Annotated in this window: 19 protein-coding genes and 1 pseudogene; 12 read left to right on the forward strand and 8 right to left on the reverse strand. The window is 52.5% G+C overall.

Annotation, left to right across the window (positions count from 1 at the left end; translation table 11 throughout):
• Positions 1 to 126 precede the first annotated feature (126 nt).
• From G549_RS0100460 to rsmA, 6 genes are all read left to right on the forward strand, one after another.
• Positions 127 to 1,224, forward strand: coding sequence for an LptF/LptG family permease (locus G549_RS0100460; protein ID WP_036220678.1), 1,098 nt, complete (start codon positions 127 to 129; stop codon positions 1,222 to 1,224).
• Positions 1,221 to 2,297, forward strand: coding sequence for an LptF/LptG family permease (locus G549_RS0100465; RefSeq protein WP_027833376.1), 1,077 nt, complete (start codon positions 1,221 to 1,223; stop codon positions 2,295 to 2,297). Before G549_RS0100460 ends, G549_RS0100465 begins: the two co-directional genes overlap by 4 nt.
• Entirely contained in the window at positions 2,294 to 4,600 is a 2,307-nt protein-coding gene (locus G549_RS0100470; protein WP_027833377.1) for an LPS-assembly protein LptD, read from the forward strand. Before G549_RS0100465 ends, G549_RS0100470 begins: the two co-directional genes overlap by 4 nt.
• Before the next feature lie 91 nt (positions 4,601 to 4,691).
• Positions 4,692 to 5,591 (forward strand): peptidylprolyl isomerase, encoded by a 900-nt coding sequence (locus tag G549_RS0100475; RefSeq protein ID WP_027833378.1) that lies wholly within the window; start codon positions 4,692 to 4,694, stop codon positions 5,589 to 5,591.
• Positions 5,592 to 5,594: 3 nt separating this feature from the next.
• Positions 5,595 to 6,608, forward strand: coding sequence for a 4-hydroxythreonine-4-phosphate dehydrogenase PdxA (pdxA, locus tag G549_RS0100480; RefSeq protein WP_027833379.1), 1,014 nt, complete (start codon positions 5,595 to 5,597; stop codon positions 6,606 to 6,608).
• A 27-nt stretch (positions 6,609 to 6,635) separates the two neighbouring features.
• Positions 6,636 to 7,475: a 16S rRNA (adenine(1518)-N(6)/adenine(1519)-N(6))-dimethyltransferase RsmA gene (gene rsmA / locus G549_RS0100485; protein ID WP_027833380.1), complete on the forward strand. Its 840-nt coding sequence runs from the start codon at positions 6,636 to 6,638 to the stop codon at positions 7,473 to 7,475.
• Between the two features lie 286 nt (positions 7,476 to 7,761).
• On the opposite strand, the gene gmk is transcribed toward rsmA, so the two are convergent.
• The 8 genes from gmk to G549_RS0100530 form a co-directional block, all read right to left on the reverse strand.
• Complete coding sequence (gene gmk, locus G549_RS0100495) at positions 7,762 to 8,400, reverse strand: guanylate kinase (RefSeq protein ID WP_036220682.1); 639 nt, start codon at positions 8,398 to 8,400, stop codon at positions 7,762 to 7,764.
• A gap of 8 nt (positions 8,401 to 8,408) precedes the next feature.
• A complete protein-coding gene (locus G549_RS0100500) occupies positions 8,409 to 9,302 on the reverse strand; it encodes a YicC/YloC family endoribonuclease (protein WP_036220684.1) in 894 nt (297 codons plus the stop codon).
• A 35-nt stretch (positions 9,303 to 9,337) separates the two neighbouring features.
• Entirely contained in the window at positions 9,338 to 10,381 is a 1,044-nt protein-coding gene (gene mltG, locus G549_RS18340) for an endolytic transglycosylase MltG (protein ID WP_084633999.1), read from the reverse strand.
• A 179-nt stretch (positions 10,382 to 10,560) separates the two neighbouring features.
• A complete protein-coding gene (fabF, locus tag G549_RS0100510; protein WP_027833383.1) occupies positions 10,561 to 11,823 on the reverse strand; it encodes a beta-ketoacyl-ACP synthase II in 1,263 nt (420 codons plus the stop codon).
• A gap of 34 nt (positions 11,824 to 11,857) precedes the next feature.
• Entirely contained in the window at positions 11,858 to 12,094 is a 237-nt protein-coding gene (locus G549_RS0100515; RefSeq protein ID WP_027833384.1) for an acyl carrier protein, read from the reverse strand.
• 190 nt (positions 12,095 to 12,284) lie between these two features.
• A complete protein-coding gene (fabG, locus tag G549_RS0100520; protein ID WP_027833385.1) occupies positions 12,285 to 13,022 on the reverse strand; it encodes a 3-oxoacyl-[acyl-carrier-protein] reductase in 738 nt (245 codons plus the stop codon).
• Between the two features lie 39 nt (positions 13,023 to 13,061).
• The gene (gene fabD / locus G549_RS0100525; RefSeq protein WP_027833386.1) at positions 13,062 to 14,009 is read right to left on the reverse strand and encodes an ACP S-malonyltransferase; all 948 of its coding nucleotides are present in this window, start codon (positions 14,007 to 14,009) and stop codon (positions 13,062 to 13,064) included.
• A gap of 29 nt (positions 14,010 to 14,038) precedes the next feature.
• Positions 14,039 to 14,488, reverse strand: coding sequence for a GNAT family N-acetyltransferase (locus G549_RS0100530; protein ID WP_027833387.1), 450 nt, complete (start codon positions 14,486 to 14,488; stop codon positions 14,039 to 14,041).
• A gap of 386 nt (positions 14,489 to 14,874) precedes the next feature.
• On the opposite strand from G549_RS0100530, the pseudogene rpsF reads away from it, so the two are divergent.
• The 6 genes and pseudogenes from rpsF to radA all read left to right on the forward strand — a co-directional run.
• Positions 14,875 to 15,225 (forward strand): annotated as a pseudogene (gene rpsF, locus G549_RS18345) (30S ribosomal protein S6); the annotation flags it as partial.
• Positions 15,226 to 15,246: 21 nt separating this feature from the next.
• Entirely contained in the window at positions 15,247 to 15,501 is a 255-nt protein-coding gene (gene rpsR, locus G549_RS0100540; protein ID WP_425462121.1) for a 30S ribosomal protein S18, read from the forward strand.
• A 69-nt stretch (positions 15,502 to 15,570) separates the two neighbouring features.
• Positions 15,571 to 16,176, forward strand: coding sequence for a 50S ribosomal protein L9 (rplI, locus tag G549_RS0100545; protein WP_027833389.1), 606 nt, complete (start codon positions 15,571 to 15,573; stop codon positions 16,174 to 16,176).
• Positions 16,177 to 16,400: 224 nt separating this feature from the next.
• The gene (locus G549_RS0100550) at positions 16,401 to 17,885 is read left to right on the forward strand and encodes a replicative DNA helicase (RefSeq protein WP_027833390.1); all 1,485 of its coding nucleotides are present in this window, start codon (positions 16,401 to 16,403) and stop codon (positions 17,883 to 17,885) included.
• Between the two features lie 47 nt (positions 17,886 to 17,932).
• The gene (gene alr / locus G549_RS0100555) at positions 17,933 to 19,063 is read left to right on the forward strand and encodes an alanine racemase (protein ID WP_027833391.1); all 1,131 of its coding nucleotides are present in this window, start codon (positions 17,933 to 17,935) and stop codon (positions 19,061 to 19,063) included.
• Entirely contained in the window at positions 19,063 to 20,463 is a 1,401-nt protein-coding gene (gene radA, locus G549_RS0100560; protein WP_027833392.1) for a DNA repair protein RadA, read from the forward strand. Before alr ends, radA begins: the two co-directional genes overlap by 1 nt.
• Positions 20,464 to 20,516 lie beyond the last annotated feature (53 nt).

Consider the following 20,516-nt stretch of genomic DNA (forward strand, 5'->3'; position numbering starts at 1 on the left):
TTTTTGGATTTTTAATAAACTGCGTCAGAACGCAGAAAAGTGCAACCAGGATCAAAAAAATTTCGATAGATAAAATTGCTGCTAAAAAGGATGGTGGCGCCGCCAAAGCTGTGGCAAAAGTTATGTATGGAACTGCTGACTCGCTACATACTTAAAAAATATTTGGTTGCGGCAGCAGGCATCGCATTTTTGCTGTGCTTTCTCGGCTGGCTCATTCAACTGCTAAGGGCCGTCGACTTGGTGACCAATAAGGGTCAAGGCATTAGCGCCATGATCTATCAGTCATTCCTGAGCATTCCTGATATTTTGAACATTGTGTTATTTCTTTGTGTGGCGCTGGGCGTTTCGCGCACAGTGCGCGGGTTGCAGTTGTCGAAAGAGATTTTCCCGATTTATGCCGGGGTCGGCCTTCGCCCGTTAATCCGCTCTTGGACCATATTCATCTGTCTATCCATTTTTGCCAGCCTGTCCTTGGCCCATTTTATCGTGCCAACAGCCAAATATCATATTGCCGTGCAAAGCGATCAGATTAACGCGGATTTGGTGGCCAACTCATCACGACCGGGCCGTTTTACTCAAGTTGCCCCCGGCTTGACGATGATGATCCGAGAGCGTGCGCCAGATGGCACGGGCCTAGGCTTTTTCATTTATGACACGCGCGATCCATTGCGGTCGCAAACCATCGTGGCCGAAGAATCGCAACTCGCTCAGGTGGACGATGTGCTCACGGTGCGGTTAAAGCGCGGCGCAATCCAATATTATACCTACGCCAATGGCAAAATGAGTGGCTTGGAATTTGAAACATATTCCTTGGCCTTGGCTGACATTACCGACAGCAATTCGGCAAGCAGTGTTCTCTCCAACTCGTTGCAACTGCTTATGCGGGGCAGCGCCGACGGCCTTTCAGCGCGCGAACAATACAGCCTTCATCTGCGTAATGCAGGTGCCCTTTATGTATTCACCATGGGCCTGCTCGCCTTCTTCATGGTATCTCGTCCCAACACAATGCGCGGTAGGTCGCGTGTCAGCGTCGATTTCGTCGTGTTGAGCATCGCGGTGGTCGTTAAAGTTGTTGGCACCGGGGTCGAGCAATTCGTGTTTAGCTCCCCGGCCCTCGCGCCCCTGGTGTATGTCCCGGCCCTTTTGCCGCTATTGGTGGTGTTCCCCTTGGCCTTGCGGCAAGGGTTATTGCGGCGCCCACCGAAACTGGGAGGCGCTACATGACCTATCTCGGCCTACATGTGAGCATCAAGATCTTCAAATCGGTCCTTTTGGTGATGAGCCTGTTTTTTGCGTTGGTCGGCTTGATCGAAATTGTTGAATTTGGCAACCGGGCGGGCGCTGGCATTACCTCAAATCCGCTCACGACCCTTTCGTCTGCTGCACTCACCGCTGCAGTGTGGAGCATGGACCTCCTCCCGATTTCCTTTGTAATTGGCGGCGTGATCGCCATCAGCGATTTGCAAAATCATCGCGAACTAATCGTCGCCAAAGCTTCTGGCATTTCCATTTGGGGGCTTGTGCGTGCGCCGCTGATCTTCGCTATTCTTGTTGGCCTGAGTGTGAGTTATGCGCTTGACCCCATCGTGTTGCGCTTAAATGATGTGGTGGACGCTCAAATAAAGGCTCAATCCTCCACGTCCGGCACACTCAATCGTCGTTCCGGCTGGATCGAACAGCAAAACGCGGATGGCCGCTATATCATAAAGGCCGATGAGATCTTAAACACTGGTGACGCCATGAACGGCGTTCGGATATTCATGTTGGGCGGCAAAAATGGCGACAATCGCCAGATTATCGCGGCGCAGGCGCGCTATGAGAATTATGAGTGGGAACTGACCGATGGAACCATCAGCGAATCCGGTGTCCCGACCAAGCGATTTGAGACCTTCACCCTCGCCACAACGTTCAGCGCGGAGCAATTGCGTTTGCAGCTGGGGTCTATCTCGCGAATGTCCATTTTTGAGTTGAAAGCGCAATTACGTGATAAAACCATCACAACCCCCGCTGAATATGCCGCGCAAATGCGAATGCGGCGGTTGGAGGCCTTGCCAATTGTGCTCGTTGGCACATTATTAATTGCGTTTGCATTTACATCGGGTTATTCACGTCTGGGCACGTCGGGTACTCACATAATTTACGGAATTTTGTTAGGGTTTGTCGTGTATATTTTGACTAAGCTTGCCGACCGCGCTGGGGAATCCGGTGATATCAATGCGTTGTTGGCGGCATGGGGACCGGCGATTGTAGCAATTGTGGTTGGCACAACTGTTCTTTTGCAAAAGGAAGATGGATGAGCGTGACGCGTATATGCACGCATAAGGGGAAGTTCAAGTCTGCGTTGCTTGGCCTTGGTTTGCTGGCGACCTGCGCATTTGTGCCTGCCGCAATGGCGCAACAGACCGAGCTTCTGCCCTCCAACTATTTTGCTGGCCAAGCCCTTTCCACGACAAGTGATCTCAATTTTACCGCGCAAACACTTACGGTATTGCAAGAGCAAAACCTGATCATCGCCACTGGCGATGTTGAGCTTTCGGCAGAAGGCTATCTCATCAAGGCGCAGCGTGTGGTTTATAATCGCAACACGCGCGAAGTCGAACTTGTGGGTGACGTTGCGGTAAGAGACCCGGACGGGTTGGTCTATGTTGCCGACAAAGCCAATCTAACGGGCGATTTTCGCCAGGGTTTACTTGAGAACCTGATTTTTCAGGATGAAGCAGGCTACTGGCTCTCCGCCGCAGAAGCGGAAATCAAACCCAATCGCAGCCTTGACCTCAACGATGCAGACATTACCCCTTGCGGCACTTGTATCGATGAAAATGGACGTGAAATTGGCTGGCGGATCAAAGCGGTGCGCATTGTCCGCAACACCGAAGAAAAAACAATCTATTTTGAGCGCCCCTCTATGGTGTTCGCTGGTGTGCCGATTGCGACGATCCCCTATCTCACAATCCCAGACCCCTCTTTGACCGATTATGACGAACTGCTTAAAGCACGGCTGTCCTATTCCTCAGAGTTGGGCGTAGGCATCGCCTATCCTGGCTTTATCTTGCATGATCCGCGCACCAACTTAACGCTGACACCAACGATTTTCACCAACCAAGGTGTATTGGGTCAATTGGATTGGTCGCGTTCAACCAGAGTGACTTCTGTGAAGGTCACTGGCTATGGGATTTATCAGTTCAACCCTTCAGCCTTTGCAGGCAAGTTGGGTGATCGAAATATGCGAGGTGCAGTGCAAGCCTCAGCCACATATACGCCGACTGAACATTTGACCATTGGAGGCGCATATACGCTTTTCTCTGATCGCTCCTTCTTGACCGACTATGATGTTGGTGATCGCGAAGGCGACTATGCGGTCAATCGTGTTTATGGCACCTACCTCGAAGAGGATAGCTATGTCGATGCGCGTGTTGAGCAATATGTGGGCCTAGACGAAAACGGGGCGAGCAATGAAGCGCAGCAGGCGTTAATTGCCCCTAAAATTGAGGCCAACCATGTTCAGCAGCTGGCCAATGATTGGGGCGAAGTACGTCTATCTGGCAAGTTGATCCATCTTGAACGCGCAGATGATCACGCCACCATTGTAAACGGCACGCCACACGTGTTTGGTTTTGAAGGGGCGAAGTCGCATTTGACGCTTGAAGCGGGCTGGTCGAAGCAATGGGTTGCGCCGGGCGGACTATTGATTGCCCCCTATTTGGGTGCCCGCGCTGACGTGGCCCAATATGATGGGGCGAGCGGATATGCTGGTGCGCCAGCGGCCGATCTGGTGTATAGCGCCACACCAATCGCAGCGCTTGATGTTAGTTGGCCCCTGGTGGGCACCGACAGCTCTGGCACCAAGCATTATTTTGCCCCGCGCTTGCAGCTTGTTTCCCGCGGCGGCCCCACAAATACCGGCATCACCAATGATGATGCGCAAAGCTTTGTGTTTGATGACAGTAATCTGTTCAGTTTCAATCGGTTCTCCGGCGAAGATCGGCAGGATAGCGGCACGCGATTGGCGATCGGCGGCCAGTATAACGCTGACTTTGGGAATGGCCGCTGGGTCGATATTGTCGTGGGTCAATCTTTCCAATTGGGCGGCACCAACGCCGCATCTGTTGCCAATCCCAATCAAACGGGCATCGGCAGCGGTGCAGATCAATCCCCTTCCTATATTGTTGCGGGCATCCAAGGCGCGCCGTTTGACGGCGTCACACTTGGCGCCAAGACATTGATTGATCCGCAAAATGGGCAAGTTGCCAGGGGCTCAATTGCAGGAAAATATACCACCGACATTTTCAGTGCCGGCGCATTCTATAGCTATGCCCACCAGAATGTCTCACCAGGCGCGACGCAGGAACGGCATGAAGTGGGCGGCGACGTCCGCATATTCATTGATGATTATTGGAGTGTTGGCGCCTATTCCAACTATGATATCGCGGATCAAAGCTTTGTGAGCTACGGCAGCGATGTCAGCTATGATGATGGCTATTTGGGTGGGACGATCTATTATAACCGTTCATCCGCCAATACGCTTGATCCCAAGGACACCATAGGGGCGAAACTCAACCTGAAAATGATTGGCGATTACGCTTACGACTATGATTTTTAGTGGTGACTCCATAGACTACCTCAAAAAATAGCCGCATTTGGTCTGCATGTGTGCTAAACACCTTCCGAGATTAAATTGGGAACTATCGAGTATGCGCATTTTCAGCCTTGTCTTCATCGCGATGTTGAGTTTAACCACTTTCGCACCAGCCAGCTTTGCGGCCACAGTTAAGGTTGTCGTCAATGGCAAAACCATCACCGACACGGATATCAGCCAACGGGCAAAATTCATGCGGTTGGAGCGACGTGGAAAATCTAATAATGACCGCTTGCGATTGGCAAAAGAAGAGCTGATTGACGAAGCCTTGATGATCGGCGAGATGGAACGCATCGGTCGTTCGGTTCCCGATTCAGCCGTGCGCGATGCATATGCCAAAGTCGCCGTTAATCTTAAGCTTTCGACATCGAAGCTGAATGAGATTTTGAATGCCGCTGGGGTACAATCAAAGACCTTGAAAGACAAACTGCGAGCGCAGCTGGCCTGGCAAGGCGTGGTGGCCAACGTGTTGCGCCAAAAAGTACAAATCTCAGATTTGGAACTCGACCTCGCGGCCCGCGAAGAAGTCGGTGAGACCACAAATTACGATTTCATGCTCACCGAAATCGTGTTCCTCAACACAACGGGGACAACGCGCTCACGTACGAACGAAGCCAATCAATATCGTCGCAACTTCAATGGCTGCGACAATGCAGTTGATCTGGCGCTTTCCTATCGTGACGCTGCGGTGCGCAAGATGGGCCGTCGTCACTCGACACAATTGGCCAAGCCGGTTGCACAAGAACTTGCCAAGCTGAATGTGGGCGGCATCTCGAAGCCTCGCACAATTGCCAGCGGCGTACAGATGTTGGCCATTTGCGCCAAGACAGCAGCAGAAGATTTGACCTTCGTCAAAAACAAATTGCGCAATGAAGTTGGTACAGAAAAGCTGAAAGACGAAGCTGAGGAATATCTCGCGACATTGCGTGAACGTGCGTCTATTGAATATAGGTAAATCATGGGTTTGGCACCGCTTGCTGTTTCAATTGGAGAGCCTGCGGGCATCGGTCCGGATCTGATTTTACAGAGCTTTGAAAAACGGGTGGCCAACCGGCTGCCCGTTTTTTGCGTCTTTGGCGATCCCGATTTGCTGCGGTCACGGGCCGAGCAGTTGGGATTGGACATAAAGATTGAGGCCACAAATCCAGCCGCAGCGCCTGAGGTCTTTGAACACGCCCTGCCTGTGGTGGATTTGGGACATCGCGTTGCAAATCAGCCGGGTGTGTTGGTGCCAGAAGCTGCCAATATGGTGATTGATGCAATCAGCAAGAGCGTCAATGCCATCAATGAAGGGCAATGCCGTGGCTTGGTGACCGCGCCCATCCATAAAGCGAACCTTTATAAGGAAGGCTTTGATTTTCCGGGCCACACCGAATATCTGGCAGCGCTTTGCGCTGGAGACGGCATCCCCCTCACCCCAATCATGATGCTGGCTCATGGGGATCGCCGCGCGGTGCCGGTGACCATTCATATGGCACTGCGGCAAGTGTTTGAAACGCTAACGCCGCAATTGATCATGGAGACTGTCCGGATTGTTCATCGCGACCTGCAGAACAGGTTTCGTATCGAAAACCCACAAATCGGGGTGACAGGCCTTAACCCACACGCGGGCGAAGATGGCACGATGGGCAGTGAAGAGATTGACATTGTCGTGCCCGCCCTACAGCAACTGGAAGCTGAAGGTATCAAGGTGGCCGGGCCATTGCCAGCCGACACCGCCTTTGCGCCGCATATCTGGTCCCAATATGATGCGATGATCGCCATGTACCATGATCAAGCTCTGATCCCCGTCAAAGCCATTGGTTTTGACGAAGGCGTCAACATCACCTTAGGCCTGCCGATTGTGCGCACGTCGCCAGATCACGGCACCGCACTTACCTTGGCTGGCAAAGGCACCGCGTCGCCGAACAGCTTTTTAAAAGCACTTGCCATCGCAGATGAAATGGCACAAAAGCCTGAGACGCAGACATAGTCCCCCGTTCCCGATTGGTTGTGCATTATGAGCCAGATAGATGAATTGCCACCTTTGCGCGAGGTGATCGCCAACCATGGTTTGCGGGCCAAAAAAGAACTGGGGCAAAACTTTCTGCTCGATTTGAACCTTACCGCTCGTATCGCGCGCATTGCAGCGCCGCTGGATCAACACACCATTATTGAAGTTGGCCCTGGCCCAGGCGGGCTGACACGTGGGTTGTTGGCGTCAGGCGCGAAGAAAGTTATCGCGATAGAACGCGATGACCGTGCCCTGCCCGCTCTGGCAGAAATTGAAGCGGCTTATCCTGATCGATTGCAAGTCATCGCTGGTGACGCGATGGAGGTGGATTATCGCGCCTTGGCTGATGGTCCGACGAAGATCGTCGCCAATTTGCCCTATAATATCGCGACGCCGCTGCTCACAGGCTGGCTCGACGATCCTTGGCCCCCCTATTTCGACAGTTTGACCTTGATGTTTCAAAAAGAAGTGGCAGACCGGATTTGCGCCCCGAGCGGCAGCAAAGCGTTCGGCCGCCTCTCAATCTTGTCGCAATGGCGCTGTGACGCCAAAGTCGGCCTCAATGTCGGCCCAGGCGCGTTTACGCCGCCGCCGAAGGTTAGCTCAGCCATTGTGCATATGGTGCCGAAGCCGAGTGCCAATCAGGTGGCGGCGAACACTATTGAGCATGTAACGCGCGCCGCCTTTGGACAACGTCGCAAAATGCTGCGGCAAAGCCTAAAAGCGTTGAATGTAGATTTACCGGCCCTGTTTGACGCATTGTCACTGAAAGGCACCGAACGTGCGGAGCAACTGGATGTGGAGTGTTTTGTCGATATGGCCAGGTGGGTTGAGGCAAATCGCTAGGAATCTACCCCTAAAATGCAAAACACCCGCTCGAACCACGAGCGGGTGGACACAGCAATATTCGTGCCTAATATTGAGTATCGTGAGCGCAAATACAAAAAGATGGTGGACTGGCAAAACATCCAAATTGGCGGAAAATTTCCAAAATTTCAGTTCTGCACATCTCTTTGTCAGCACTAATTAATTAGCACGTTAGACAATCATTGTACAGGCTTGTGAACGTTTCGCGCCATAAAAAATGCGTGATGGTGAACGACGTTCACCATTTGGCGCGCTTTTCACCCAGTCACAAGATTGAATCAAGTTCGCTTTGCAAGCCACTGATAAAGTTGGACAAGTTTTTCTGCCGTGACGGCATCATACGTGCCGAATGAAGGATGGATGCAACGGCGGCACAGCTATCATCGAGATCGTGGTTCACGATGATGTAGTCGTAGCTTTCCCATTGCTTAAGCTCTTGTTGCGCTGTGGTCAGGCGACGACGGATCACTTCGGCGCTATCATCCGCACGGCGCTCCAGGCGGTGTTTCAGCTCCGCAATGGAGGGCGGCAGGATGAAGACGCCGATGATGTCTTCAGGGCACCTCTCATACAATTGGATGGCCCCTTGATAATCGATGTCGAACAAAACATCGCGCCCGGCATCAAGCTCAATTTCAATGGCTGCTTTCGGCGTACCATAATAATTGCCGTGCACTTCGGCCCATTCCAGCAGTTCACCCTTGTCGCGCATCTCGTTGAACTCGTCGACAGTTTTGAAAAAATAGTCCACGCCATCTACTTCGTTGGCCCGCTTTGGCCGCGTCGTGACTGAGATCGACAATTTGAGATTTGGATCTTGCTGCAAGATGGTGCGCGAAATTGACGTTTTGCCTGCGCCGGATGGCGACGAAAGAATGAGCATCAAGCCCCGACGATCAAACATGGAAGGTCCTATTCTATATTCTGTACTTGTTCACGTAATTGGTCGATTGCGGCTTTGAGATCAAGGCCAATTGCAGTCAGATCCACATGATTGCTCTTTGAGCATAGGGTGTTGGCTTCGCGGTTAAACTCCTGAGCCAGAAAGTCCAGCTTGCGCCCCACGGCACCGCCGCCATTTAAAAGCTTGCGCGCAGCGGCCACATGGGCGGCAAGACGGTCCAGTTCCTCGCGGATATCGGCTTTGGTCGCCAGCACCAGCGCTTCGGCGTGCAGTCGATCCTCGGCTAAGCCGTTGTCGCCCTCTTGCAACAAGGCAATTTGCCCTGTTAGCTTTTCCAAAATGACCTCGCGGCTTCGCGCGGGATGCTCTTCCGCTTTTAGGGTGAATTCAGCTATTTCGACCAAGCGCTGGGTCAGGAAGGCTTGAATGTTTAGACCCTCCGCCTGACGCGATGCGATCAGATCGGCGATTGCGGCATCGGCTGCCGCCAAGATTTCATTTTTGAGTTCCGCCAATTGATCATCGCTGAGCTTGGCTTCGTTGAGCTCCAACACGCCTTTCAGGGCCAAAATCCCGTCAAGTCGTGGACGATCCGCTTCCACTTTGCCGCTCAAATCATCAATCGCGGCCAGCACCGTGCTCAACGCCTGGGCGTTGACGGTGACTTCACTTTGCAAATGTTCATAAGTGAGGTTGAGATTGACCTGCACTGCCCCACGGGTCAACGCTTTGGTCAACTTCTGCCGGAGCACATTTTCCAAATCATCAAGCCCCTGCGGCACCCGCAAGCGCAGGTCTAACCCGCGTGAGTTGACCGACTTGATTTCAAGATTAAAAGACGCGCCAGAAATGCCCCCTGATGCCCGGGCGAAACCGGTCATGCTAGCGATGGGTTTGGACATATCAGCTCTCCTTTGCGCCTTTTCTTGCGCCTCTTTTATTGATTGCTGCTGTCTTCGTCCAGCTTTTCAGCTTCTTCTTGCTCCAGCGCTTCTTTTTCTGCCTGTGCCGCCGCCTCCTCTGCCGCGATACGTTCTTTTTCGATTTTGCGCCATGCCGCCACGTTCGCCTGATGCTCTTTATATGTGTTGGCAAAGGCGTGGCCGCCGCTGCCATCTGCCACAAAGTAGAGCGCGTCAGTCTCTGCCGGGTTGGCCACAGCCTTCATGGATTCAATGCCAGGATTGGCAATGGGGCCAACCGGCAAGCCATCAATTTGGTAGGTGTTATATTCAGTTTTGGCGTCAATTTCAGAACGCTTTAGCCCGCGTCCCAAAACGCCCTCACCCTTGGTGATGCCATAAATGATTGTTGGGTCTGATTGCAGGCGCATGCCTTTGTTCAAACGGTTGATAAAGACACCAGCCACTTCGGGGCGCTCTTCGGCCAAGCCGGTTTCTTTTTCGACAATAGAGGCCAAAATCACCAGTTCTTCGGGCGTTTCAATCGGCAGACCTTCAACGCGGTTTTCCCAAATCTCAGCCAGCGCTTCGTCATGCGCCACTTTCATTTGCTCCAACACGCTTTGGCGGGTTGCACCACGCTCAAAGTTATAGGTGTTTGGCAACAAATCACCTTCGGCTGGAATTTCGTCAATTTCACCTGTCAAAAGCTCGGCTGCTTTAAGGCGTTCCACGATTTGCCACGAGGTGAAGCCCTCAGGAATCGTCACATTATATTGGATGGCTCGGCCTTCGGTCAGTTCGGTCAAAATATCCCGCATGGATGAATTTGCAGCAATGCGATATTCGCCGGCCTTAATCTCGGTATCTTTATCCAGCGCCACGGTGCCAAAGCGGAAAATGAATGAGTTGGTGATGACACCTTCATCCTGCAGTTTGCGGGCAATGGTGGAAACGCCTGCGCCTTGAGGGACGGCAAAAATGATTTCGCTGTCCACAGGGCCATCCGCATTGAACTGGCTAATGCCATAATAAATCAGGCCGCCGCCAATCACGAGCCCCAAAATAATCAGGGACATGAAGGCATTTGCGACCTGCACAAATTTATTTGGCTTTTTGCGGATTTTGTTTTTGCGTTTTCCAAACATGGCACCCTGCTTATTATGATTTTGGCGCTATACTGAATAGATGATTGGGGCAAAAACAAGAGCGAAGATTTATCTTCCCCGCTCTTTTTGTCGATCCAGGCTTTTAAACCCTAGCTAACTTTTTTGAACACCAATGAGGCATTTGTGCCGCCAAAGCCAAATGAGTTGGACAGCGCCACATTGATCTCTTTAGCTTTTGACTTGTTTGGCACCAAATCGATCTCAGTTTCGACCGAAGGATTATCAAGATTAATGGTAGGTGGCGCCATATTATCGCGCATCGCCAAAATGGAGAAGATCGCTTCAACGGCACCCGCTGCGCCCAACAAGTGGCCAACAGCTGATTTGGTAGACGACATGGTCACGTTCTTCGCGTGATCGCCCATCAATCGGGTCACCGCACCCAGTTCGATCTCATCGCCGAGTGGCGTTGATGTGCCATGGGCGTTTACATAGTCGATCTCGCTCACGTCCATTCCAGCGCGTTTGATCGCTGCTTGCATGGAGCGGTAGCCGCCATTGCCATCGGCCGCAGGGGCCGTGATGTGGTGGGCGTCACCGGAAAGGCCATAGCCGACCACTTCGCCGTAGATTTTGGCGCCGCGGGCTTTGGCATGTTCATATTCTTCCAAAATGACGGTACCGGCACCTTCGCCCATCACAAAACCATCGCGGTCTTTGTCATAGGGGCGCGAGGCGCGTTGTGGATCGTCATTAAAACCTGTTGAGAGGGCGCGACATGCCGCAAAACCTGCCAAGGAAAGGCGGTTGATCGGCGATTCTGCGCCGCCAGCGACCATAATATCTGCATCATCCAGCGCGATCAGCCGTGCCGCATCGCCAATGGCGTGCGCTCCAGTTGAACAGGCGGTTACAACAGAATGGTTTGGTCCTTTCAATCCATGACGGATTGAAACATAGCCAGAGGCCAGATTAATCAAGCGTCCGGGGATAAAAAACGGGCTAATCCGCCGCGGGCCTTTTTCAGCAAGCGTGATGGACGCATCATAAATGCCCCCTACGCCGCCAATGCCCGAGCCGATTAAAACACCGGCCCGTTCTTTTTGTTCGTCTGTTTGCGCTTCAAAACCACTGTCTTGAAGCGCCTGACCTGCGGCCGCCATGGCATAAACAATGAAAGGGTCTACCTTTCGTTGTTCTTTTACATCCATCCAGTCATCAGGATTGAACTTGCCATCTGCACTGTCACCAAGCGGAATGCGGCAGGCGATCTGACATGCCAAATCTGACACGTCGAATTCGTCTACCTTTTTGGCTCCGCTCTTTCCGTCAAGAATATTCTTCCAGACGGTCTCAACATTCGCGCCCAAAGGGCTCACAATGCCAAGACCGGTGACAACAACTCTGCGCAACTTCATCTATGATGTCCTACGGCCGCTTACGGTCTTACTTCACAGCCTTTTCAAGGAAAGAAACTGCATCGCCAAATTTTTGGATAGATTCGGCGGCATCATCAGGGATTTCAACGCTGAATTCTTCTTCAAACGCCATAACCAGTTCAACCTGATCGAGCGAATCCGCGCCAAGATCATCAATAAAGCTGGCTTTTTCTGTCACTTTGTCGGCATCTACATTCAAATGCTCAACAACGATCTTGCGAACGCGATCTGCAATATCGCTCATATTTGGTTCCTCTTCACCTAAAAGTCTTCAATTTAGTTCAACGGCACCACATTTTGTGGCGAGTTGTCCGTTTAAATGCACCTCATCTTGAATAAAATCAAGGTTAAGGCTTGTTTGGACCCGTGTTCGACGGGGCATTATCATACTTTTCCACATTTGACCATATTGAGAAACAAATTCTCACCATGGTCTAAATCATGGCCATGCCACCATTAATGTGCATGGTTTGGCCGGTCACATATGATGCTTCGTCACTGGCCAAAAACACTGCGCCTGCAGCAACTTCGTCTGCTGTACCCAAGCGACCTGTCGGAATTGTGGCCAAAATACCATCCCGTTGCTTTTCATTCAATTCATCAGTCATGGCAGAGGCGATAAAGCCCGGTGCGATGGTGTTTACCGTCACATTGCGGCTCGCCACTTCTTGGGCGATCGCTTTAGACATGCCGATCAATCCAGCCTTAGATGCAGCATAGTTGCCCTGGCCGGGGTTACCGGTCACGCCGACAACAGAAGTGATGCCGATGATGCGGCCATAACGCTGCTTCATCATCACTTTAACAGCTGCACGCGACAAGCGGAACGCTGCGGTCAAATTCACCGCAATTACATCGTCCCACTCTTCGTCTTTCATGCGCATAAAAATATTATCGCGGGTGATGCCCGCATTGTTGACCAGGATATCCAGGCCGCCCATGGCTTCGACAGCGGATGGAATCAACGCATCAACACTGTCTTTATCCGAAAGATTGCAAGGCAAAATATGTGTGTCGCCAGAAATGCCACTCGCCACTTCTTCCAGTACGTTCACGCGTGTGCCGGAAAGGCCCACGGTTGCGCCCGCTTCGGCCAGTTTTTCGGCGATGGCACGACCAATGCCGCCGCTTGCGCCGGTGACCAAGGCTCTTTTGCCGCTCAAATCAAACATTTATTCTTCCCTTATCATTCCGGGGTTGTGTAACAAATTCTAGGACAGGCTTTCAACCAAGCTGTCAATATCCGCAGGCGTGTTCACCGCAATGGCCTTTGCATCGCGGTTGATGCGACGGGCCAAGCCAGTCAGCACTTTGCCTGTGCCCAGTTCGACAAGCGTATCAATGCCGCCCTCGCCGGTCATCCATTCAACGGACTGCGACCAACGCACTTTGCCACATACTTGCTCCACGAGGCGTTTTTTAATTTCGCTCGGGTCTGAAATGGGCGCGGCCAGCACGTTCGACACTACAGGCACCACCGGCTCTTTCAAATCAGCGCTGGCCAATGCAGCTTCCATGGCCTCAGCAGCTGGGCCCATCATGGTGCAATGGAAAGGGGCTGACACGGGCAGCAGCATGGCGCGTTTTGCGCCTTTGGCTTTGGCCATTTCTACAGCGCGCTCCACCGCAGAGGCCGCCCCTGAAACCACAATTTGTCCAGGCGCATTGTCGTTGGCAACTTCAACCACGGACCCTTGGGCCGCGGCTTGCACCACATCTTCCACATCGGCATATTCGAGGCCGAGGATCGCGGCCATCGCGCCTTCGCCAACGGGCACAGCTTGTTGCATGGCGCGACCACGCACCTGCAACAGACGTGCGGTATCGCCAATGGATAGTGCGCCAGCGGCACACAGGGCTGAATATTCGCCCAAAGAGTGTCCAGCCACATATTTGGCCACATCGCCAACATGAACGCCCTTGCTTTCCAGCACGCGGATCACGGCCATTGATACAGCCATCAAGGCGGGTTGAGCGTTTTCGGTTAGCCGCAAGGTCTCATCGGGGCCGCCAAACATGATGGACGACAATTTGGTTTGAAGCGCGTCATCGACTTCCTCAAACACTTTTTTCGCCACATCGAAGTTTTCGGCCAGCTCTTGGCCCATGCCGACGGCTTGGCTGCCCTGCCCGGGGAATGTGAATGCGGTAGAACTCATAATTTAAGGCCTCACTTAAATCCAAAAAACTATAGCTGAATATCGTATGTCAGCCAGTCGGTTTTACGCGCCATGCGATCATAAACAGCACGCGCACGGTAATTATTATCTGCAGTCACCCAGCGCACAATGGACCATCCATTTTCTTGCGCCAACCGCTTAATTTCATTGATCAGCTCCTCAGCCGCGCCAGTGCCGCGGTGGGATGGGTCAACAAAAAGGTCATCCAGAAACGCCCCTTTCGAGGCCGCCAAAGGGCGCAAAAACGGGCGAAAGTGGGCGATGCCGACAACATTTTTCTTTTTGTCCGTTGCCACAAGCCCTTGCAGCTCATTGGTGTCGTCCATCAACCAAGACCAGACTTGTTCACGCATGTCGCCATTTTGGGTCGAATTGTAAAAACGCGCATAGGCGGCGTAAAGCTCCGTCCAGCGCTCTTTATCTTTGGCCTGCAATGGGCGTACATTTGACGTGGACATAGATTGGCCTCTCCCCGTTTTTCTTATAAATTTTCGGGGAGTTTATAGTTTGCTCAGATTGAGACGCAAGGACAAACTCGGCCAATTGCGATTTCGCCTGTGTGTAAGTATGGGGATTGACCAGCCAAAAAAGCCGAGAAAATCGGTGCTTTAGGCTTGCTTTTTCAACCTGTCCGATTTACATAGCCCAAGTTCGTTTGGCCGGGGGCTGAACGGAGGACTGTTTGTTATTGCCGATTGGCAAGCGCAGCAGATGATGCCAGGAAGGGCATCGGCCTCCCGTGTTCCCGCTCTTTGTAAGATTTCTTTGACGCCTTTTGAAGGCTTCAAAGGGGCTTTGCGCCGGCGGATGAACGAAAGTGTAAACCAAACAAAAGGCGAATAATATGCCATTGTACGAGCATATTTTCCTGGCACGTCAGGATATTTCCACATCACAGGTGGAAGAGCTAACCAAAACAGTTACAGACCTTGTCACCACAAATGGTGGTTCAGTGAACAAAACTGAATATTGGGGTCTGAAATCATTGACATTCCGCATCAACAAAAACCGCAAAGCACACTACACTTTGCTGAACATTGATGCGCCAGCAACCACAATTGCTGAGATGGAGCGTCAAATGCGCATTAATGAAGATTTGTTGCGCTTTATGACTGTTCGCGTTGATGAGCACGAAGAAGGCCCATCGCCAATGATGCAAAAACGTGATGATCGCAATGATCGTCGCGGCCCACGTCGTTTCTAAGGAGAGTTGAGCATGGCTATTCGTGATCTATCCGGTACACAAACACGTCGTCCTTTCCAGCGTCGTCGTAAAACATGTCCTTTCTCTGGCGCTAACGCTCCACAGATCGACTATAAAGATGTTCGCTTGTTGCAGCGTTATGTTTCAGAGCGTGGCAAAATTGTTCCAAGCCGTATCACTGCTGTTTCTGCGAAAAAGCAGCGTGAATTGGCACGCGCAATCAAACGCGCACGTTTCTTGGGCCTTTTGCCTTACGTTGTAAGTTAAGTTCGGTTCGCCGAACGTTGGGGAAACCTCCCCTAACCGCAAATTGCGGGACAGCATTGGAGATTTAAAATGAAAGTTATCCTTCTTGAGCGCGTTGGTCGTTTGGGCACCATTGGTGACGAAGTGACCGTTAAAGACGGCTTTGCACGTAACTATTTGTTGCCAACTGACCGGGCATTGCGTGCCAACAAAGCAAACCGCGCCCGTTTTGAAGCTGAGCGTGAAGAAATTGAAAAGCGTAACGCTGAGCGTCGCGATTCAGCGATGGCTGTTGCCGAAGCTGTAAACGGCAAATCAGTCACCATCCTGCGTCAGGCTGGTGAAACTGGTGTGCTTTACGGTTCAGTTTCTGCTCGTGACATTACAGACAGCTTGGCTGAAGACAACATCAAGGTTGGCCGTTCACAGGTTGAGTTGAACGCACCAATTAAAGCTGTTGGCTTGCACAAAGTTGCGTTGAACCTGCACGCTGAAGTGATTTCTGAAATCACTGTAAACGTTGCACGTTCGCAAGACGAAGCTGATCGTCAGGCACAAGGCGAAGACATGACCGTCATGAATTTCGACGAGATCCCTCAAGAAATTGAAGACGCCGCCGAAGAAGCTGCTGAAGAAGCAGCGGACGAAGCTGAAGCTGCCGAAGAGGCTGCTGCGGAAGAAGAAAAAGCTGAATAAGCATTTCTTTGCAGACAAATTTATGAAGGCTGGAGTTTTGCTCCAGCCTTTTTTGTTGCCATTGAGAAACGTTGTGTGTTTTTCCGCCTATTGTATCTTTTCCCCATTGATCACAGGGCAACGAATAGGCAAAACAATAAAAGTGAATTCATCTGGGTTGTGACTGGCCAAACCCGTCATAATATGGACAATTGGTTCGGGGTCAGGACCCAAGGGGTATAAGAATGGAAGCGGCACAAAAGTTTGACGTAGCGCAGGCCGAGGACTATCGGCAGGCGCCACACAATGTTGAAGCAGAGCAAGCGCTTTTGGGCGCGATCCTTGTGAACAACGAGGCATTTGACCGTGTGTCAGATTTTCTGCTGGCCGAACATTTTTATGAACAAGTCCACGCGGACATTTATTCGGTGTGCACAAAGATTATCCGCACCGGCAAACGCGCGACCCCCATCACCGTCAAAACCTTTTTGCCGGATGATTTGACGCCCGAGTTCTCCATGACGCAATATTTGGCGCGTTTGGCGGCCGACGCGACCACCATCATCAATGCGTCTGACTATGGACAAACCATTTATGATCTGGCCATCCGCCGCAGGCTGATCATCGTGGGTGAAACACTGGCTAATGAGGCCTATACGGCAGATTTTGACAGCCCGCCTTCCCTGCAAATTGAAAACACCGAAAAAGCGCTGTTTGAACTGGCTGAAAAAGGCCGGTCAGATGGTGGCTTTGTTGATTTTAGTGCGGCCCTGCGCGAAGCGGTGAATATGGCGGGCGAAGCCTATCGTCGTGATGGGTCGCTCTCTGGTCTTGCTTCTGGTCTAGTGGATATGGACCAAAAAATGGGTGGCCTGCAACGATCTGACTTGATCATTCTGGCGGCGCGGCCCGCGATGGGTAAAACATCTTTGGCCACCAACATCGCGTTTAACATCGCCAAGGCTTACGAGCCAGAGGTGCTGCCAGATGGCACCATCAAGCCCGCCAATGGCGGCGTGGTCGCCTTCTTCTCCTTGGAGATGAGCGCGGAACAGCTCGCCACGCGTATTTTGGCGGAACAGTCGGGTATTTCCTCGTCCGATATTCGGCGCGGTAAAATCCACGAAAACCAGTTTTCCAAGCTGGTTGAAGCCTCCAACATCATGGCCAAAGCGCCGCTTTATATTGATGATACTGGTGGCTTGGCCATTTCCCAGTTGGCCGCCCGTGCCCGCCGTTTGAAACGTCAAAAAGGCATGGACCTGCTGATCGTTGACTATTTGCAGCTTCTGTCTGGTTCTTCTGCAAAATCTCAGGCCAACCGGGTGCAGGAATTGACCGAGATTACCACCAGCTTGAAAGCCTTGGCCAAAGAGCTGGAAGTCCCCATCATCGCCCTCTCCCAGCTTTCACGTCAGGTGGAAGCACGGGATGACAAACGGCCACAACTTGCTGACCTTCGGGAATCGGGGTCAATCGAGCAGGATGCCGACGTGGTGTTGTTCGTTTATCGGGAAGAATATTACCTCAAAGGCAAGATGCCACAGGAAAACACACCTGAATTTTTCGAGTGGCAAGCCAAAATGAATGAGGTTGAGGGACGCGCCGAAGTGATTATTTCCAAGCAAAGGCATGGTCCTACAGGCACAGTACAGCTACACTTTAATGCGAATCTTACACGTTTTGGCAATTTGGCCAAAGATGAGTATCTGCCAGAGCAGTTGGAATAGTTTGATCTGCATCTCATTTGCCTTGTATTGAGCCATTGGACACACATATGACCGACATCTCCGCTTCCTCGCTCTTGAGTTCAGGTCAACTCACAATTGATTTGAACGCAATTGCGCGCAATTGGGCCGCCTTGGACAAGATCTCCCCCGGCACCCTCACCGCTGCTGTGGTGAAGTCGAACGGGTATGGGTTGGGCCTTGAAGAAGTCGCCAAAGCGCTTTCGAATGAAGGGGCGCAGTTCTTTTTTGTGGCCAACCCGGAGGAAGGGTTGCGGCTGCGTGCAGCGCTGCCCGCCGCACACATTTTCATCCTGGGCGGTCTTTGGCCGCGCACCGCTGAGATTTACGCCCAGGCGCGCTTGATGCCTGTGCTAAATTCCATGTCGATGCTGGAAGAATGGCTGGCCTTTTGTGTGGAACAGGGCGAAGCCTATCCTTCAAGCCTTCATTTCGATACAGGCATGAATCGATTGGGCTTTCGGCTTTCTGATGTGAGCTGGGTGCGCCAGCAATTGGAAAAAACCGGTTATCAGCCGCAAATGATCATGAGCCATTTGGCCTGCGGTGATCAGCCCACTCATGAGAAAAACCGCACCCAATTGGCATTTTTCCAGTCGATCATGGCGCATTTTCCAGAAACGCCGGCTTCGCTCGCCAACTCCGCCGGGTTGATGGGATCAAAGCAAAACCACTTCCAATTGGTTCGTCCGGGCATTGCCCTTTATGGCGGTCGCGCCATCTCTGGCCGCAAAAATCCCCTGTCGCATGTGGTCAATCTTGAAGTGCCGATTTTGCAGGTGCGCGATGCCAAAACAGGCGAATCTGTTGGTTATGGCGCAGATTATACCTTGGAGCGGGACAGCCGCATCGCCCTCGCCTCTATTGGCTATGGTGATGGGTTTTTGCGCGCCCACAGTTCGTCCAACAATCATTTAGGCGCACGCGTGGCCATTAAGGGCCAGTTGGTGCCGGTCCTTGGCCGTGTCTCCATGGATACGACCGCCATTGACGTCACCGATTTGGGACCAAACGGCCCAGTGCCGGGTGAGATGGTTGAAATTTTGGGGCCAAATGTCTCTGTCGATGATCTGGCAGATGCGGCAGGCACCATCGGCTATGAGATTTTGACTGATCTACACGGCCGCTACCGCCGCACCTACATTGGAGCGTCAGACTAGTGGTTAAGCAAAAGGCGCAGTTTATTTGCCAGGCTTGCGGCAATGTCACGTCCAAATGGGCCGGTCGTTGCGATGGATGCGGCGAGTGGAACTCCATTGTTGAAGAACAAGTCAATTCAGGGGTTGGCTCGGGCCCAAAATCCGTCACAGCATCCGGTCGTCCGATTGAATTGGTGTCGCTCACTGGAGCCACTGACGATGCCCAGCGCATCACCACAGGCATTTCAGAGCTGGATCGTGTCACAGGTGGCGGCTTTGTTGTGGGGTCGGCCAGCCTTGTGGGCGGCGATCCAGGCATCGGCAAATCGACGCTTTTGTTACAAGCGGCCGCCGCGTTGGCCGCAAAAGGCCACAATGTCGTTTATATTTCAGGCGAAGAAGCGATCGCGCAAGTGCGGTTGCGGGCAAGCCGCCTCGGCGTGGAGCATACGCCCGTGCAATTGGCCAGCGAAACCCATGTCGAAACCATTTTGGCCACACTTGAATCTGCAGGCAAGCCAGACCTGGTGATCCTTGATTCCATTCAAACCCTATGGACTGATCGCATTGATAGTGCGCCGGGCACCGTGACCCAAGTGCGCACCAGTGCGCAGGCGATGACCCGATTTGCCAAAAAATCCGGCGCAGCGGTTGTGCTGGTCGGCCACGTCACCAAGGATGGTCAGATCGCTGGGCCACGTGTGGTTGAGCATATGGTCGATGCGGTGCTCTATTTTGAAGGCGAAGGCGGCCACAATTTCCGCATCTTGCGCGGGGTTAAAAACCGTTATGGCGCGACCGACGAGATTGGCGTGTTCGAAATGGCGCATATGGGCCTGCGCGAAGTGGCCAACCCTTCAGCCCTCTTTCTTGATCAACGGGATAAGGAAGCGACGGGCTCAGCCGTTTTTGCGGGCATGGAGGGCACACGCCCGGTGCTGGTGGAAATCCAGGCCCTGGTGTCGCCCTCGCCTTTGGGCACGCCGCGCCGCGCCGTTGTCGGCTGGGATAATGCGCGCCTCTCCATGGTGCTCGCGGTGCTCGAAACCCATTGCGGCGTTCGGATTGGTGCAAACGATATTTACCTCAATGTGGCGGGTGGACTGAAGATTTCTGAACCTGCGGCCGATTTGGCGGTCGCTGCGGCGCTGGTCTCTTCGCTGACAAACGCCCCATTGCCTGCAGACGCGGTTTATTTCGGTGAAGTCAGCCTGTCCGGTGGCATTCGACCTGTATCCCATGCGGGCACGCGCTTGAAAGAAGCGCAAAAGCTTGGCTTTAGCATTGCGCACACGGCAGAACTCAAAGATGTGGATAAAGGGCTCAGCATGAATTTGGGCACCCACAAACAATTGGCGGACCTTGTGGCGCAAATTGCCAGCAAGGCGCGGGCAAACCCGCAGCGCGAGCCTGTCGAGTAGGCCGTGGTCCACAGGTTATTTTAATTCTCAGCTAAGCCTTGGCAGGCTGGCCG

This window comes from Maritalea myrionectae DSM 19524 (genome assembly GCF_000423365.1).
Lineage (GTDB): Bacteria > Pseudomonadota > Alphaproteobacteria > Rhizobiales > Devosiaceae > Maritalea > Maritalea myrionectae.

Coding starts and splice junctions, on each gene's coding strand:
- G549_RS0100460 (WP_036220678.1), top strand. CDS start 127: ATGGAACTGCTGACTCGCTACATACTTAAAAAATATTTGGTTGCGGCA.
- G549_RS0100465 (WP_027833376.1), top strand. CDS start 1,221: ATGACCTATCTCGGCCTACATGTGAGCATCAAGATCTTCAAATCGGTC.
- G549_RS0100470 (WP_027833377.1), top strand. CDS start 2,294: ATGAGCGTGACGCGTATATGCACGCATAAGGGGAAGTTCAAGTCTGCG.
- G549_RS0100475 (WP_027833378.1), top strand. CDS start 4,692: ATGCGCATTTTCAGCCTTGTCTTCATCGCGATGTTGAGTTTAACCACT.
- pdxA (WP_027833379.1), top strand. CDS start 5,595: ATGGGTTTGGCACCGCTTGCTGTTTCAATTGGAGAGCCTGCGGGCATC.
- rsmA (WP_027833380.1), top strand. CDS start 6,636: ATGAGCCAGATAGATGAATTGCCACCTTTGCGCGAGGTGATCGCCAAC.
- gmk (WP_036220682.1), bottom strand. CDS start 8,400: ATGTTTGATCGTCGGGGCTTGATGCTCATTCTTTCGTCGCCATCCGGC.
- G549_RS0100500 (WP_036220684.1), bottom strand. CDS start 9,302: ATGTCCAAACCCATCGCTAGCATGACCGGTTTCGCCCGGGCATCAGGG.
- mltG (WP_084633999.1), bottom strand. CDS start 10,381: ATGTCCCTGATTATTTTGGGGCTCGTGATTGGCGGCGGCCTGATTTAT.
- G549_RS0100515 (WP_027833384.1), bottom strand. CDS start 12,094: ATGAGCGATATTGCAGATCGCGTTCGCAAGATCGTTGTTGAGCATTTG.
- fabG (WP_027833385.1), bottom strand. CDS start 13,022: ATGTTTGATTTGAGCGGCAAAAGAGCCTTGGTCACCGGCGCAAGCGGC.
- fabD (WP_027833386.1), bottom strand. CDS start 14,009: ATGAGTTCTACCGCATTCACATTCCCCGGGCAGGGCAGCCAAGCCGTC.
- G549_RS0100530 (WP_027833387.1), bottom strand. CDS start 14,488: ATGTCCACGTCAAATGTACGCCCATTGCAGGCCAAAGATAAAGAGCGC.
- rpsR (WP_425462121.1), top strand. CDS start 15,247: ATGGCTATTCGTGATCTATCCGGTACACAAACACGTCGTCCTTTCCAG.
- rplI (WP_027833389.1), top strand. CDS start 15,571: ATGAAAGTTATCCTTCTTGAGCGCGTTGGTCGTTTGGGCACCATTGGT.
- G549_RS0100550 (WP_027833390.1), top strand. CDS start 16,401: ATGGAAGCGGCACAAAAGTTTGACGTAGCGCAGGCCGAGGACTATCGG.
- alr (WP_027833391.1), top strand. CDS start 17,933: ATGACCGACATCTCCGCTTCCTCGCTCTTGAGTTCAGGTCAACTCACA.